Source organism: Xanthobacter autotrophicus (assembly GCF_030015065.1).
GTDB classification, from domain to species: domain Bacteria; phylum Pseudomonadota; class Alphaproteobacteria; order Rhizobiales; family Xanthobacteraceae; genus Xanthobacter; species Xanthobacter autotrophicus_D.
In genome coordinates, this window is record NZ_JAIVFN010000043.1 from 1 (window position 1) to 13,490 (window position 13,490).

General features: G+C 67.3%; 12 protein-coding genes. 3 read left to right on the forward strand and 9 right to left on the reverse strand.

The window, feature by feature from the left end; all coding sequences use genetic code 11:
- Positions 1 to 45: 45 nt before the first annotated feature.
- The 4 genes from pstB to K9U40_RS10840 form a co-directional block, all read right to left on the reverse strand.
- Positions 46 to 897: a phosphate ABC transporter ATP-binding protein PstB gene (pstB, locus tag K9U40_RS10825; RefSeq protein WP_414115006.1), complete on the reverse strand. Its 852-nt coding sequence runs from the start codon at positions 895 to 897 to the stop codon at positions 46 to 48.
- A 149-nt stretch (positions 898 to 1,046) separates the two neighbouring features.
- Positions 1,047 to 1,886 (reverse strand): transglutaminase-like domain-containing protein, encoded by an 840-nt coding sequence (locus K9U40_RS10830; protein ID WP_282890208.1) that lies wholly within the window; start codon positions 1,884 to 1,886, stop codon positions 1,047 to 1,049.
- A gap of 107 nt (positions 1,887 to 1,993) precedes the next feature.
- A complete protein-coding gene (locus K9U40_RS10835) occupies positions 1,994 to 2,944 on the reverse strand; it encodes an alpha-E domain-containing protein (protein ID WP_282890209.1) in 951 nt (316 codons plus the stop codon).
- A gap of 95 nt (positions 2,945 to 3,039) precedes the next feature.
- Positions 3,040 to 4,455, reverse strand: a complete 1,416-nt coding sequence (locus K9U40_RS10840; protein ID WP_282890210.1) for a circularly permuted type 2 ATP-grasp protein — start codon at positions 4,453 to 4,455, stop codon at positions 3,040 to 3,042.
- Between the two features lie 168 nt (positions 4,456 to 4,623).
- On the opposite strand from K9U40_RS10840, the gene K9U40_RS10845 reads away from it, so the two are divergent.
- A complete protein-coding gene (locus K9U40_RS10845; RefSeq protein ID WP_282890211.1) occupies positions 4,624 to 5,376 on the forward strand; it encodes a competence/damage-inducible protein A in 753 nt (250 codons plus the stop codon).
- A 226-nt stretch (positions 5,377 to 5,602) separates the two neighbouring features.
- Here the strand turns inward: K9U40_RS10845 and K9U40_RS10850 are convergent, their stop codons facing one another.
- Positions 5,603 to 7,069 carry an undecaprenyl-phosphate glucose phosphotransferase gene (locus K9U40_RS10850; protein WP_282890212.1) on the reverse strand — a complete coding sequence of 489 codons (1,467 nt, stop codon included), beginning with the start codon at positions 7,067 to 7,069 and terminating at the stop codon, positions 5,603 to 5,605.
- Positions 7,070 to 7,782: 713 nt separating this feature from the next.
- Here K9U40_RS10850 and K9U40_RS10855 point away from each other — a divergent pair.
- Together K9U40_RS10855 and K9U40_RS10860 are read left to right on the forward strand one after the other, a co-directional pair.
- A complete protein-coding gene (locus K9U40_RS10855) occupies positions 7,783 to 8,505 on the forward strand; it encodes a hypothetical protein (protein ID WP_282890213.1) in 723 nt (240 codons plus the stop codon).
- Positions 8,506 to 8,646: 141 nt separating this feature from the next.
- Positions 8,647 to 9,639 carry a DMT family transporter gene (locus K9U40_RS10860; RefSeq protein ID WP_282890214.1) on the forward strand — a complete coding sequence of 331 codons (993 nt, stop codon included), beginning with the start codon at positions 8,647 to 8,649 and terminating at the stop codon, positions 9,637 to 9,639.
- 24 nt (positions 9,640 to 9,663) lie between these two features.
- On the opposite strand, the gene K9U40_RS10865 is transcribed toward K9U40_RS10860, so the two are convergent.
- The 4 genes from K9U40_RS10865 to rfbB form a co-directional block, all read right to left on the reverse strand.
- On the reverse strand, positions 9,664 to 10,437 hold the full coding sequence (locus K9U40_RS10865) for a ferredoxin--NADP reductase (RefSeq protein WP_282890215.1): 774 nt from the start codon (positions 10,435 to 10,437) through the stop codon (positions 9,664 to 9,666).
- A 135-nt stretch (positions 10,438 to 10,572) separates the two neighbouring features.
- Complete coding sequence (rfbA, locus tag K9U40_RS10870; protein WP_282890216.1) at positions 10,573 to 11,445, reverse strand: glucose-1-phosphate thymidylyltransferase RfbA; 873 nt, start codon at positions 11,443 to 11,445, stop codon at positions 10,573 to 10,575.
- A complete protein-coding gene (gene rfbD, locus K9U40_RS10875) occupies positions 11,442 to 12,368 on the reverse strand; it encodes a dTDP-4-dehydrorhamnose reductase (protein WP_282890217.1) in 927 nt (308 codons plus the stop codon). The genes rfbA and rfbD overlap by 4 nt, the downstream gene beginning before the upstream one ends.
- A complete protein-coding gene (rfbB, locus tag K9U40_RS10880; protein WP_282890218.1) occupies positions 12,365 to 13,444 on the reverse strand; it encodes a dTDP-glucose 4,6-dehydratase in 1,080 nt (359 codons plus the stop codon). Before rfbB ends, rfbD begins: the two co-directional genes overlap by 4 nt.
- Positions 13,445 to 13,490 lie beyond the last annotated feature (46 nt).

Below are 13,490 nucleotides of genomic sequence, written 5' to 3' on the forward strand. Positions count from 1 at the left end.
GCAGGGGGTCAAGGGGGCGCGGTGCCGCCTCCACCCCTTCTCCCCCTACCCGAAGCGCCCGGTGACGTAATCCTGGGTCCGCTTGTCCCTGGGCCGGGTGAAGATGTCGTCGGTGGGGCCGAACTCCACCAGCTCGCCCAGATACATGAAGCCGGTGAAATCGGAGACGCGCGCCGCCTGCTGCAGATTGTGCGTGACGATGGCGATGGTGTAGCGCGCCTTGAGTTCCTCGATCGTCTCCTCGATCTTCGCCGTGGTGATGGGATCCAGCGCCGAGCAGGGCTCGTCGAAGAGGATCACCTCCGGGTGGGGGGCGATGGTGCGGGCGATGCACAGGCGCTGCTGCTGGCCGCCCGAAAGGCTGAGACCGCTCTGGGGGAGAATATCCTTCACCTCCTCCCACAATGCGGCCTGGCGCAGGGCATCCTCCACCCGTGCGTCGAGCTCGGCGGGGGCCAGCTCCTCGTTGAGCCTGAGGCCGATGGCCACATTGTCGTAGATCGACATGGGGAACGGCGTCGGCTTCTGGAACACCATGCCGATGCGGGCCCTCAGCGCCACCGGATCCTCCGAGCGGGCGAGGATGTTGGCCCCGTCGAGCAGCACCTCGCCTTCCGCGTGCTGGTCCGGATAGAGGTCGTACATGCGGTTGAACACGCGCAGCAGCGTGGACTTGCCGCATCCGGACGGGCCGATGAGGGCCGTGACCCGGTGTTCGCGGAGCGGCAGGCTGACATCTTTCAGCGCGACGGTCTCTCCGTAGCGAAAGGTGACGTGGCGCGCCTCCAGCTTGGCCCGCGGCGTGGCGGATGAACTGCGTGGTGCCGGAGGGCGGGGCGCGGCGAGACCCGGCTTCGGAGTGCCCGAGCCGGATGGGCTTGCGGGCTCATGGCCCATCGGCGTTTCGATCGGCGGCGTATGGACCGACATGTCGCTGCATCCCCATGGGAGCCTACACACGCATACCATAGGAGCATCGAACCCGGGTGTCGTTGCGCCAAGTCACATGCGGGAGCGGCAAGTGACCGAGATCGCCTCTGCCCGCCTCAATTCTGTCCCTGGCTCTGGGCCTGCGCCAGCTTCTGCGGCGCCCGCCCGTCGAGGGCGCTCACCTGCTCCTCGATGTCGAGGCCGGTGCTGCGCAGCGGCGCGACACCCATGGCGTCCAGCGCCACGGCAAGCCGCACATAGTGCTCCGTGCCGCAGAGGTTGCGGCCGGCATCGAAGGCGATCCAGCCGATCTTGGGGGCATAGGCTTCCGCCCAATGGCGTGCCTTGCCGTCGCCTTCCTCCTCGCCCTCGGGGGCGAGATAGCCGGAGATGTGCCGCGCCGGCAGTCCAAGATGCCGCGCCGCCGAGGTGAACAGGTGGGCGATGCCGCCGGAGCAGGCTTTCTCCGCCTTCAGCGCCGCGTCCGCGCTCAGCGGGCCGCCCAGCGCCGGGCCGTCCTCCTCCTCCACCTTGCCGTGCAGGGCCACCATGAGGGCATGCAGCCGGCCGAGGGGATCATCCGGCGGCAGCTCCACGCCTTCGGCGAAGGCGATGACCGCGGGCGTCGCCTCGGTGAGGTCGGTCTGGCGCAGGAACAGGGACGGGGGGAAACGCTCCACCGTGCCGCGAATGACGCCGGTGGTATCCAGCGTCTCCACCTCGCCTTCGGCGATCACGCAGAGCCGGTCCGTCGGCCCGTCCACCGAGAAGGTGTGGCAGACATTGCCGAAGGCATCCTCCTGCGCCGAGAGGCGGCAGTCGGAATTGAGGTCCAGCGTCCATCGCAGGATGAACTGCCCCTCATGGGCGCGTGGCGTGAGGCGGACGGTGACCGCGATGTTGCGGCTGCCGGGCTCGAAATGCTGGGTGATCTCGTGGCGGATGCGGATACGCATGTGCGGTCCTCGGCGCAGACGGGCCTTCGCGTGACGCTTCCTGGAAGGGCCGCCGGGCGGCGCCCTTCCAGGTGTGCCGCGGGCCGCACGGGGCGGCCCCGGCCGCGTCAGGTCAGATACTGCTCGGTGATCTCGGCGCCGAGCTTGTTGTTGTCCGAGATGAACTCGGAAATGAACTCGTGCAAGCCGGTCTGGAAGATATCCTCGATGGTGCGGTTGGTCAGCCGCGCCTGCATGGAGCGGGCGAGGCGCTGGGACGGACCCTGCCGCCCATAGACGCCGGCGATGTCGTCGAGATTGCGCGCCAGCTGCTCGTAGCAGGCGGCGAGCGAGCGCGGCATCTGCCGGTTGAGGATGAGGAGATCGGCCACCAGCCAGGGTTTCACGCTGTCGCGGTAGACCCAGTGAAACGCGGTGAGCGCGGAGACTGAGCGCAGGATGGAGGCCCACTGGAAGTAGTCGAGCGGGCCGCCGACCCGTTCCTTCTCCGGCAGCAGCACGTGATATTTCACGTCGAGGATGCGGGCGGTGTTGTCGGCGCGCTCCAGCTGGGCGCCGGACCGCGCGAACCAGTAGGCGTCATTGCGCAGCATGGTGCGGAAGGTGGCGCCGTCGAAGCGCAGCGACGTCTCCTTCACGAAGGCGAGGAAGCGCGCGAGTTCGTCCCGCGTCAGCGCGCGGTTGGGGAAGTTCTGGAGCTCGATCCAGGCGGAATTGATCACGTCCCACATTTCCGAGGTCAGCGCGGTGCGCACCGAGCGCGCATTGGTCCGCGCCACCTCGAAGCAGTTGCGGATGGAAGAGGAGTTTTCCGTCTCGAAGGCGAGGAAGGAGACCACGTCCTCCTCCTTGGCTTCCTCCAGCGGGCCGTAGCGGGCGACGAACTCCTCTTCGCAGCCGGCGGTGAGCACCGCCGACGCCCATTCGTTGGTGGAGCCGCCATAGGTGACGGGCGTGTAGGAGAGGCGCTGGGAGACGTCGAGGATGCGCGCGAGGCAATCGGCGCGTTCCACGTAGCGGGTCAGCCAGTAGAGGTTGTCGGCGGTGCGCGAAAGCATGGGGAGCCCGTTGGGAAGGAGACAAATCGAGGCGCGGGAACCCGCGCTCAGGCGTCCGGAAGGCGAAGGCCGCGGCGTGCCGCGGCCCTGAGTGCTCAGGCGTCCAACACCCAGGTGTCCTTGGTGCCGCCGCCCTGGCTGGAATTCACCACCAGCGAACCCTCCTTCATGGCGACGCGGGTGAGGCCGCCGGGCACGATGCGCACCTTGTCCGAGCCGGAAAGAATGAAGGGCCGCAGGTCCACGTGGCGAGGCGCGACGCCCTTCTCCACCATGGTCGGGCAGGTGGAGAGAGCAAGGGTGGGCTGGGCGATGAAGTTGGCCGGATCCGCCACCAGCTTGGCGCGGAACTTCTCGATCTGCGCCTTGTCGGAGGCCGGGCCCACCAGCATGCCGTAGCCGCCGGAGCCGTGCACTTCCTTCACCACCAGTTCGGGCAGGTGGTCCAGCACGTATTTGAGGTGGTCCGGCTCGCGGCAGCGCCAGGTCGGCACGTTGGGGAGCAGGGGCTCCTCGCCGAGATAGAAGCGGATGATGTCCGGCATGTAGGAATAGACCGCCTTGTCGTCGGCGACACCGGTTCCCACCGCGTTGGTGAGGGTGACGTTGCCGGCCTGGTAGGCGCTCATGAGGCCGGGCACGCCGAGCACGCTGTCGCGGCGGAACACCAGGGGATCGAGGAAGTCGTCGTCGAGGCGGCGATAGATCACGTCCACCCGCTTCGGCCCCTCGGTGGTGCGCATGTACACCACGGCATCCTTCACGAACAGGTCGCGGCCCTCCACGAGGTCCACGCCCAGCTTGTCGGCGAGGAAGGAGTGCTCGTAATAGGCCGAATTGTAGATGCCGGGGGTGAGGATGGCGACGTTCGGCTCGTGCCCGCCGCGGGGCGACAGCGAGCGCAGCGTGGCGAGCAGGTCGTCGCCATATTTGTCGACCGGCGCCACCTTGTGCATGGAGAACAGCTCCGGGAACAGGCGGAGCATGATCTCGCGGTTCTCCAGCATGTAGGAGACGCCGGAGGGGGTGCGGGCATTGTCCTCGAGCACGTAGAAGGTGTCGGGGTCGGTGCGCACGATGTCGATGCCGGCGATGTGCACGTAGATGTCGTGCGGCACGCGCTGGCCGTTCATCTCCGGCCGGAAGGCGGGGTTCTGGTAGACGAGGTTCTCCGGCACCACGCCGGCCTTGAGGATCTCGCGCTTGGTGTAGATGTCGCGGATGTAGAGGTTGAGCGCCTTCACCCGCTGCTCGAGCCCGCGCGACAGCCGGCCCCATTCATCCTTGGTGAGGATGCGCGGGACGATGTCGAACGGAATGAGGCGCTCCTGGGCGTTCTGCTCGCCATAGACGGCGAAGGTGATGCCGATTCGGCGGAAGATGAACTCCGCCTCCTTGCGGCGGTGGTCCAGCACGTCCTGTGGCACGCTGGACAGCCAGCGCTGCAGGGTCTCGTAGGCCGGCCGGACGGAGCCGTCGGTACTGGACATTTCATCAAACGCATGCGGCATTGGGACCGTCACTCCGCGCCCTGGAAGCTGACTTCGAGCGTACAAACATCGTGCCAAAGAAGTGCTAAAGGGGGAAGGCTCGCAAAGAGCGACGCTTACGCTTTTTGGTTGGTGATTTATTGGGCAGAAACGCCGGCGCTGCTGCCGGCATCGGCAGAGGTTTTCGACATGGGCGAGGCAGACGGCGCGCAATCGGTCACGGCGGCGCTGGTGGTCATCGGCGATGAGGTCCTTTCAGGCCGGACCAAGGACAAGAATATCGGGCACATCGCCGAGCGGCTCACGGATGTGGGCATCGACCTGCGCGAAGTGCGCATCGTGGCGGACGTGGAGGAGGACATCGTCGCGGCGATCAACGCCCTGCGCGCGCGCTTCACCTATGTCTTTACCACCGGGGGCATCGGGCCCACCCATGACGACATCACCGCCGATTCGGTGGCCAGGGCCTTCGGCGTCGCCATCGACGTGGATCCTCGCGCCCGCGCCATGCTGCTGGAATACATCGCCGAGAAGGACCTCAACGAGGCGCGCCTGCGCATGGCGCGCATTCCCGCCGGAGCCAGCCTGGTGGTGAACGAGGTGTCCAAGGCGCCGGGATTCCGCATCGGCAATGTCATCGTCATGGCCGGCGTGCCCCGCATCATGCAGGCCATGCTCGAGGCCGTGCTGCCGGAGCTGGAAAAGGGCCGCCCCATGCTCTCGCGCACCATTCTGGCGGAGGCCAAGGAAGGCGATATCGCCGGCCCCCTGCGCGCCATCGCGGAGCGGTTCCCGGCGGCGGTGATCGGCTCCTATCCCTTCCGCGACGAGACGGACGGGCGCTTCAAGACCAACCTGGTGGTCCGCGCCCGTGAAGCCGATGTCCTCGCCGCGGCGGGAGATGCGGTTGCCGAGATGGTGGCAGGCGTGGCGCGGGCCTGATCCTGCGGCCCGGTAGGGGCGGGCCGGCGAGAGCGGCGGGTCGGACATCCCCCCGCCGGGTCTCGGAAGGCCTGAGGCGTGGCCGGAACCCGCGTCCGGCAGGGGGTGGGTTCCGGCCACGCCTTGCGGGGATGCCCTGCGGGGCCGCCTGGCCACGCCAGATCCGATGGCCGGAATCGAAAGAGCCGGGGCTTGACCCCGGCTCTTTTGCGTCTGGACGAGCCGCTCAGTAGGCGTCGTTGCGGAAAACCTCGATGAAGGTCTTCAGGATGATCTTGATGTCGAGCCAGATGGACCAGTTGTTGATGTACCAGAGGTCCATCTCGATCCGCCGCTCCATGAGCGAGATCTCGGAGGTCTCGCCGCGCAGGCCGTTGGCCTGGGCCCAGCCGGTGATGCCGGGCTTCACGTGGTGGCGGAAGGCGTAGCCGGCGATCAGCTTCGAGTATTCGTCGTCATGGGCCATGGCATGGGGGCGCGGCCCGACCACAGACATGTGGCCGAACAGCACGTTCAGCACCTGCGGCAGTTCGTCGAGGCTGGTGGCGCGCAGGAAGCGGCCGACCCGGGTCACGCGCCGGTCGTTGCGCTGGGCCTGCACCACCTTCGCCCCGTCCTCCATCACCGTCATGGAGCGGAACTTGAAGATGGTGAACTCGCGCCCGCCGAAGCCGTTGCGGCGCTGGCGGAAGATCACCGGGCCGCGGCTGTCCATCTTGATGGCGACGGCGATGATGGCGAAGAGCGGCAGCAGCAGGGTCATCGCCACGCTGGACACCGCGATGTCGAGCACGCGCTTCTGCGCCAGCTCCAGGCGGGAGAGAGGCGCGCGCTGCACCTCGATGGCCACCGACGAGCCGAAATCCACCCGCGGAGCGTCGAGCAGCTCGTGAACCGCCTCGTCCGGCAGCAGCTTCACCGGCACCGGCAGGGCCCGCAGCCGGGCCCGCACCGCATCCAGACGCGCCAGATTGCTCCAGGGCATGGCGACGACGATTTCCTCGATCCGCTGCTGGCGGGCATACTGGATGGCGCTCTTGAGCGTATCGAGTTCATCGGCGCTCAGGGCGCCGGAGGCGGCGCCGGCGAAGCTGAAGCGCCGCACTTCCCGCAGGCCGAGCCGCTCGAGGATCTCGGCCGGGACCACCTGGTCGATCTGGGACACGTCGCCGATGAGAATGGAGGGCCGGCCACGCACCGCCCCGGTCTCGACCGCACGGCGCAGCCACATGCCCATGGCCCAGTGGGACGCCGGCACGGCGACGAAGCCGAGCGCCGCGAAGATGCCCGTGGAGAGGCGCGAGGTGTCGTCGCCCACCTTGAGGCAGAAGATCACCGTTGCCACGAAGAGGATCGTGAAGGTCCAGTTCACGAAGGCCGCGCGGACCTGCTCCGTCGCCCGCACCATCTGCCAGGGCTTGTAGAGCCCGCGCGAGGTGGTGATCAGGACGAAGGTCACCGCCGAGAGGATGCCGATCCCCAGCGGCCGCGTGAAGTCGAAGGTCGACATGGAACCGGTCGACGTCTGGCTCGTGGAGACGAGGTCCACCAGCATGCTCAATGCGAGCATGAGCACCGCATCGCACAAGATGAAGAGGGGCGGCATCGAAGCGTAGTCAAGCACGGCCCGCTGGCCCTGCCGCTGCGCCTCGCCGACGCGCTCGACCCGCATATTGTCCGTGGATACCGACATTTGGCCTTTGATCCCTCGGATTGGAGTCGCACCGAACATCAAATGATAAGTTGACAATAGCATCCCCCAAGCCGAGAGGCAAGCTAGTATAAATATGCATAGCTATCGCATTAGTATGTAATAAATCTGTCAAGACGGCTCCTGTGAGTGTGTTTTAGAAAAACATGACGCTGAAACGGCTGCCGTCCATGGGCTAGGAACGAAGAGTAGACCAAGAACAATTTGATCATACGCTGATGTCATTGGCGTAATTTTGCATATTGCAGCGCAGCTATCCTTGCTCAATTCGCGGTATCAAAGGGAGGTGCCTAAGAGGTAGGCGATGCTGCATTGCGACAAAAGTTACCTGCTGCAGATCGCAGCACCATGCACCTGCGGCAAAATGCCAAGAGAAAAATGAAAAACGGTATTATGGAGCCGATCGGGCCGCTTGGCGATGCTGCATTGCGGTCGCCATGAGTCGCAAAAGCGATGATCGTCCTGCTTGGCACGCATGCAAGGCCGCCCGCCCGACGCGGGTCGGTGTCGCGCAGGGATCAAGATGCGGTTCCCGGGCTTGCACGGTGGCGACGGCCGCGTCCGGCGACGCCCGCCCGTGCCCATGCATCGCTTGTCCCTATCGACAAGGCGGGAGCGAGCCGTCTAGGAACGGGGCTGGCCGGCTGCAACGGATGCCGGCTCTGCGCGATGTCTCCGCACACCCGGTGGCGATTATGGATTCCGCCTACAAGATCCCCCTCCTGGAGTCCCTCAAGTGGTCGTTCCAATGGGCGGTCGCGGTGGTGCTGCGGCATCAGAAGGTGACTGCGGCCTATGCGGCCGGCGGCATCGTTGCCGGGCTGCTCGGGTCCTCCGTGCTCGGGGGGCTGGCGCTGCTGGCCTATTCGCTCGCCTGCATTCCGCTGGCCCTTCTGACCCACGCCGAGGTCCTGCGGGGCCCGTCGGCCCTCGATGCGCAGACGCTGGGGGAGGGGCCGGGGCGGATGATCGGCTATTTCCTCGACACCGTGCTCATCGGCCTTGCGGCGGTTCTCGGCGCGCTTCTGCCGCTTTTCGCCCTCGGCGGCCTCGCCCTGTCCAGTACCTCGGCCGCTCTGGGGGACGGGCTGGAACTGGTGCTGATCCTGCTCATCATGGTCTTTGTGGCCGTGATTGCCGCGCGGCCGTCCCTGCGGCTGCCGTCGCGGGTGCTGGGCGATCCCATCTCCTGGTCGCAAGCCTGGCGGCTTGGCGAGGGTAACACGCTGGCGCTTGTCCTCGGGCCGTTCCTCATCAGCGTGCCGATCCTGGTCGTCGAGCGCGTCATCCTGTGGGTGTTCGGCGTGACTCTCGGCGAGTTGGCCAGCATGGTGCTGCTCCCGGCCCAGGTGGTCCTTACATGCGCGTTCCTCTCCGTGGCCTACGGTCAGCTCCGCCGGGCCCGTCCCGAGCTTTGACGCGGCCTTGCCGGCATGGGTGCTGGTCCGGACCCATCCGATGGACGCAGGACTAAAGTAGAGGTCCTGCGGCCTGCGCATGCCGCGCTTGCGCGGCACGCGCTATAGCAAGGCAACCGCATCGTCCGGGTCTGCCTCCAAATGAACGTTCCGGCCGGAATCGGCCTGCAAATCGCCGCCACCTTCTTTTTCGCCCTCATGTCCGCGCTGGTGCGGATGGTGGCTGACGAGGTGCCGAGCGGCGAGATCGTCTTCGCTCGCAGCTTCTTCGGGCTCGTGCCGGTGGTCGTCTGGCTGCTCTGGAGCGGTCGGATGACGGGCGCCCTCGCCACGCGCCAGCCCTTGGGCCATGTGGTCCGGGGGCTTGTCGGCGTGAGCGCCATGTGGCTCAGCTTCGCCGCGCTGGCCTTCATTCCGCTCGCCGAGGCCGTCGCCTTCTCCTATGCCACGCCGCTGGTGGCGGTGGTGCTCGCCGCGCTGCTGCTGGGCGAGCGGGTCCCGGCCTATCGCTGGCTCGTCCTCGCGGTCGGCTTCAGCGGCATCGTGATCATGCTGTGGCCGTCCTTCTCCCATGCCGCCGTTGGAACCGGCCCGGGGCCGCTGATCGGGGCGGGCCTGGCGCTGATCGGAGCGGTGGGGGCAGGCTTTGCCATTACCCAGGTGCGCCATCTCACCCGGACCGAAACCAGCGAGGCCATCGTCTTCTATTTCTCGCTCGTGGCGTCGCTCGCGGGACTGGCGACGCTGCCGCTGGGCTGGGTGGTGCCGGACGGGCGCGTCGCCCTCATCCTCGTCGGCATGGGGCTGGCGGGGGGTGTCGGGCAGATCTGCGTGACGGCGGCGATCCGCCATGCCCCGGCCTCGGTGGTGGCGCCGTTCAACTATGCCTTGCTGCTGTGGGCCACCGGGTTCGGCATCGTCCTGTTCGGAGAGTGGCCGGAGCCGCTCGTGGTGGTGGGCGCCCTGGTGGTGGTCGTCGCCGGGCTCGGCCTGATCTGGCGCGAGCGCAGGCCCGCCCCCCGCATCGTGGCGTCGCGGCTTGATCCTGCCGCGGTATCTTCCGGCGAAGACGCCAACCGCGTGGGGGAGACCGGCACCGACACCCCGCAGAGCGCACGGGACGACGCGGCCTGAACTTGGCCGCGGCGGGCGTTCCGATCAGCGCTCCACGAACGCCTTCTCGATGACATAGTGGCCGGGCGCCGACTGGCTGCCCTCGCTGAAGCCGCGGGATTCGAGCAGATCCACCACGTCCTTCAGCATCTGCGGGCTGCCGCAGAGCATCAGGCGATCCTCCTCCGGGGAGATGACCGGCATGCCGATGTCGGTGAACAGCTTGCCCGAGGTGATCAGGTCGGTGATGCGGCCCTGGTTGCGGAACGGCTCGCGGGTCACGGTCGGGTAATAGATGAGCTTGCCGCGGACCTCGTCGCCGAGGAACTCGTGGTTCGGCAGGTCCTTGGTCAGGAATTCGTCATAGGCGAGTTCGGCCACCGTGCGGGTGCCGTGGATGAGGATCACCTTCTCGAAGCGCTCATAGGCCTCCGGATCCTTCACCACCGAGAGGAAGGGGGCAAGGCCGGTGCCGGTGGAGAGCAGATAGAGCCGCTTGCCCGGCAACAGGCTGTCCTGCACCAGGGTGCCCGTGGGCTTGCGCCCGACCAGGATCTTGTCGCCCACCTTCAGGTGCTGGAGGCGGGAGGTGAGGGGGCCGTTCTCCACCTTGATGGAGAAGAACTGCAGGTCCGGCTCGTAATTGGCGCTGGCCATGGAATAGGCGCGCAGCAGCGGCTTGCCGTCTACCTTGAGGCCGATCATGGTGAACTGGCCGTTGAGGAATCGAAGGCCCGGATCGCGGGTGCAGGTAAAGGAGAAGAGATTGTCGGTCCAGTGGTGAACGCTGGTCACCGTCTCTTCGTTGAAATTGCTCATCTTCAAAATCCGGTGGCGGCACACCTCGGGGCGCGCCCGAAACGGCGACGGCCACATGAGGCTTTAGGGAGACGGATCACCCTACAGGATGTGGCCGGGCTTCAAAAGTGCGACGGCGTGTCCCCGCTTCCGCAGTCAGGCGAGGCCGTCCGCGAGGCGGGAGAGATAGGCGCCGTAGCTCGATTTCGCGAGGGCGGCGGCCCGCTCCTTGAGCTGGGCCTTGTCGATGAAGCCGGCACGGAACGCCACCTCCTCCGGGGAGGAAATGCGCAGGCCCTGCCGCTTCTCGAGGATCTGCACGAACTGCGCCGCTTCCACGAGGGAGTCCGGCGTGCCGGTGTCGAGCCAGGCGAAGCCGCGGCCCATCATGGAGACGCTGAGCTCGCCAAGCTCCAGATAGGCCTTGTTGACGTCGGTGATCTCGATCTCGCCGCGGGGGGAGGGCTTGAGGTTGGCGGCGATGTCCACCACGCGGTTGTCGTAGAAATAAAGCCCGGTCACCGCGAGGTTGGATTTCGGCACCTTCGGCTTCTCCTCCAGCGAGAGCACGCGGCCGGTCTTGTCCATCTCCACGACGCCGTAGCGCTCGGGGTCCTGCACCGGATAGCCGAACACGGTGGCCCCGCGCTCGCGCTTCGCCGCCGTGGCGAGCAGTTCCGGCAGGCCGTGGCCGAAGAAGAGGTTGTCGCCCAGAACCAGCGCCACCCGGTCGTCGCCCACGAACTCACGGCCGACGATGAAGGCGTCCGCAAGTCCGCGCGGCTGGTCCTGCACCGCGTAGGTGATGTTCAGGCCGAACTGGCTGCCGTCCTTCAGCAACGCCTGGAACAGGGTGGAATCGTGCGGCGTGGTGATGATCAGGATGTCCCGGATGCCCGCCATCATCAGCGTGCACAGGGGGTAATAGATCATCGGCTTGTCGTAGACCGGCAGCAGCTGCTTGGAGACCACGAGGGTGATGGGGTGAAGCCGGGTGCCGGAACCGCCGGCGAGGATGATGCCCTTCACGATGCCTCCACGGGAGCTTGCGTGGCCTTGGGTTGCGCGGCCTGCGTGCCGGCGAGGAGCGTGTCCACCACCTCGCTCACGCGCTGCGCCCAGGGCGCGGCGCGCACGCCGAAGGTGCGCTCGAACAGGTCGCTGGCCAGTTCCGAATTCTTCGGCCGCCGCGCGGGGGTGGGGTATTCGGCGGTGGTGATCGGGGCAACCTGCGGGGCGCGGCCCGTATGCTTGGCTGCCGCGGCCACGATGGCGCTGGCGAAGCCGTGCCAGGTGGTCGCGCCCGTTCCGGCGAAATGATAGGTGCCCCAGCGCGCATCGCCCCGCGCTGCCGCTTCCGCCGCAGCCAGCACGGCCTCGGCGAGGTCGCGCGTTGCAGTAGGGCAGCCGCGCTGGTCCGCCACCACCTTCAGAAGGTTGCGCTCGGCGGCGAGCCGCAGCATGGTCTTCAGGAAATTGTGGCCGTGGGCGCCATAGACCCACGAGGTGCGCACGATGACGTGCCGCTCGCTGGCCGCGCGCACGGCGGCCTCGCCGGCGGCCTTGGTGCGGCCGTAGACGCCCAGCGGGGCGATGGGGTCCGCCTCCACATAGGCGCCGGCCTTGGTGCCGTCGAACACGTAGTCGGTGGAGACGTGGATGAAGGGCGTGCGATAGCGCGCGCAGCGCTCGGCGATGAGGCCGGGGGCGAAGGCATTGATGCGCGCCGCCATCTCCGGCTCGCTCTCGGCCTTGTCCACGGCGGTATAGGCGGCCGTGTTGACGAGCACGTCGGGCCGCGCCGCCTCGATGGCGCGGGCCACCGCCACCGGATCGGAGATGTCGAGTGCCTCGTGGCCGAGGCCGACGAGTTCCGTGCCGCGCTCGGCGGCAAGCGCCGTCACCTCGCGTCCGAGCTGGCCGCCGGCGCCGAACAGAAGGATGCGCGTCACGATGCAAGCCCCAGCTTGGAGGCGGGCGGCTTCTCCAGCCCGAGCCGCTGGCCCTGGTAACGCTGGCGCAGGGGCTCCCACCACGCGCGGTTTTCAAGGTACCAGCGAATGGTCTTCTCCAGCCCGCTCGCGAAGGTCTCGCGGGGCGTCCAGCCCAGCTCGTCTTTCAGCTTGGAGAAGTCGATGGCATAGCGCGCATCGTGCCCCGGCCGGTCGGTGACGAAGCGGATCAGCTTCTCGCGCGGGCCGATGGCGGCATCCGGAACGATGTCGTCGAGGATGGCGCAGATGGCGCGCACCACGTCGATGTTCCGCTGCTCGGAGGCGCCGCCCACATTGTAGCTCTCGCCCGGCCGGCCCCTGGTGGCGATGAGGACCAGCGCCTCGGCGTGATCCTCCACGAACAGCCAGTCCCGCACATTCTCGCCCGTGCCGTAGACCGGCAGGTCGGCGCCTTCCAGCGCGTTGAGGGTGACGAGGGGGATGAGCTTCTCGGGGAAATGGTAGGGCCCATAATTGTTGGAGCAGTTCGACATCACCGCGGGCAGGCCGTAGGTGTGGAACCACGCCCGCACCAGATGGTCGGACGCCGCCTTGGAGGCGGAATAGGGCGAGTTGGGCTGGTAGGGGGTATCCTCGCGGAACAGCCCCTCGGCGCCCAGGCTGCCGAACACCTCGTCGGTGGAGATGTGGTGGAAGCGGAACGCCTCCTGCGCCGGGCCGGCAAGGCCGCGCCAGTAGCGCAGGGCTTCCTGCAGCATCGTATAGGTGCCCACCACATTGGTGGCGATGAAGTCGCCCGGCCCGTCGATGGAGCGGTCCACGTGGGATTCGGCGGCGAGGTGCATCACCAGATCGGGCCGGAAGCCCTCCAGCGCCGCGCGCACCGCGGCCCCATCGCAGATATCGGCTTGCACGAAGGCGTGGCGTGGATTGTCGGCCACGGGCGCGAGGGAGGCGAGGTTGCCCGCATAGGTGAGCTTGTCGAAGGTGAGGACGTGGTGGCCTTCACCGATGAGGTGGCGCACCACCGCCGAGCCGATGAAGCCCGCTCCTCCGGTTACCAGAACCCGCATGCCGTTCCCTTCACCGTTGCCTCTGCCGGGCCGTCACCCAGCGGCC

Bases quoted from the DNA above. Each gene is read 5' to 3' on its own strand.
- K9U40_RS10830 (WP_282890208.1), bottom strand. From the start codon at position 1,886: ATGCGTATCCGCATCCGCCACGAGATCACCCAGCATTTCGAGCCCGGC.
- K9U40_RS10850 (WP_282890212.1), bottom strand. From the start codon at position 7,069: ATGTCGGTATCCACGGACAATATGCGGGTCGAGCGCGTCGGCGAGGCG.
- K9U40_RS10845 (WP_282890211.1), top strand. From the start codon at position 4,624: ATGGGCGAGGCAGACGGCGCGCAATCGGTCACGGCGGCGCTGGTGGTC.
- K9U40_RS10835 (WP_282890209.1), bottom strand. From the start codon at position 2,944: ATGCTTTCGCGCACCGCCGACAACCTCTACTGGCTGACCCGCTACGTG.
- rfbB (WP_282890218.1), bottom strand. From the start codon at position 13,444: ATGCGGGTTCTGGTAACCGGAGGAGCGGGCTTCATCGGCTCGGCGGTG.
- K9U40_RS10860 (WP_282890214.1), top strand. From the start codon at position 8,647: ATGAACGTTCCGGCCGGAATCGGCCTGCAAATCGCCGCCACCTTCTTT.
- K9U40_RS10840 (WP_282890210.1), bottom strand. From the start codon at position 4,455: ATGCCGCATGCGTTTGATGAAATGTCCAGTACCGACGGCTCCGTCCGG.
- K9U40_RS10855 (WP_282890213.1), top strand. From the start codon at position 7,783: ATGGATTCCGCCTACAAGATCCCCCTCCTGGAGTCCCTCAAGTGGTCG.
- K9U40_RS10865 (WP_282890215.1), bottom strand. From the start codon at position 10,437: ATGAGCAATTTCAACGAAGAGACGGTGACCAGCGTTCACCACTGGACC.
- pstB (WP_414115006.1), bottom strand. From the start codon at position 897: ATGGGCCATGAGCCCGCAAGCCCATCCGGCTCGGGCACTCCGAAGCCG.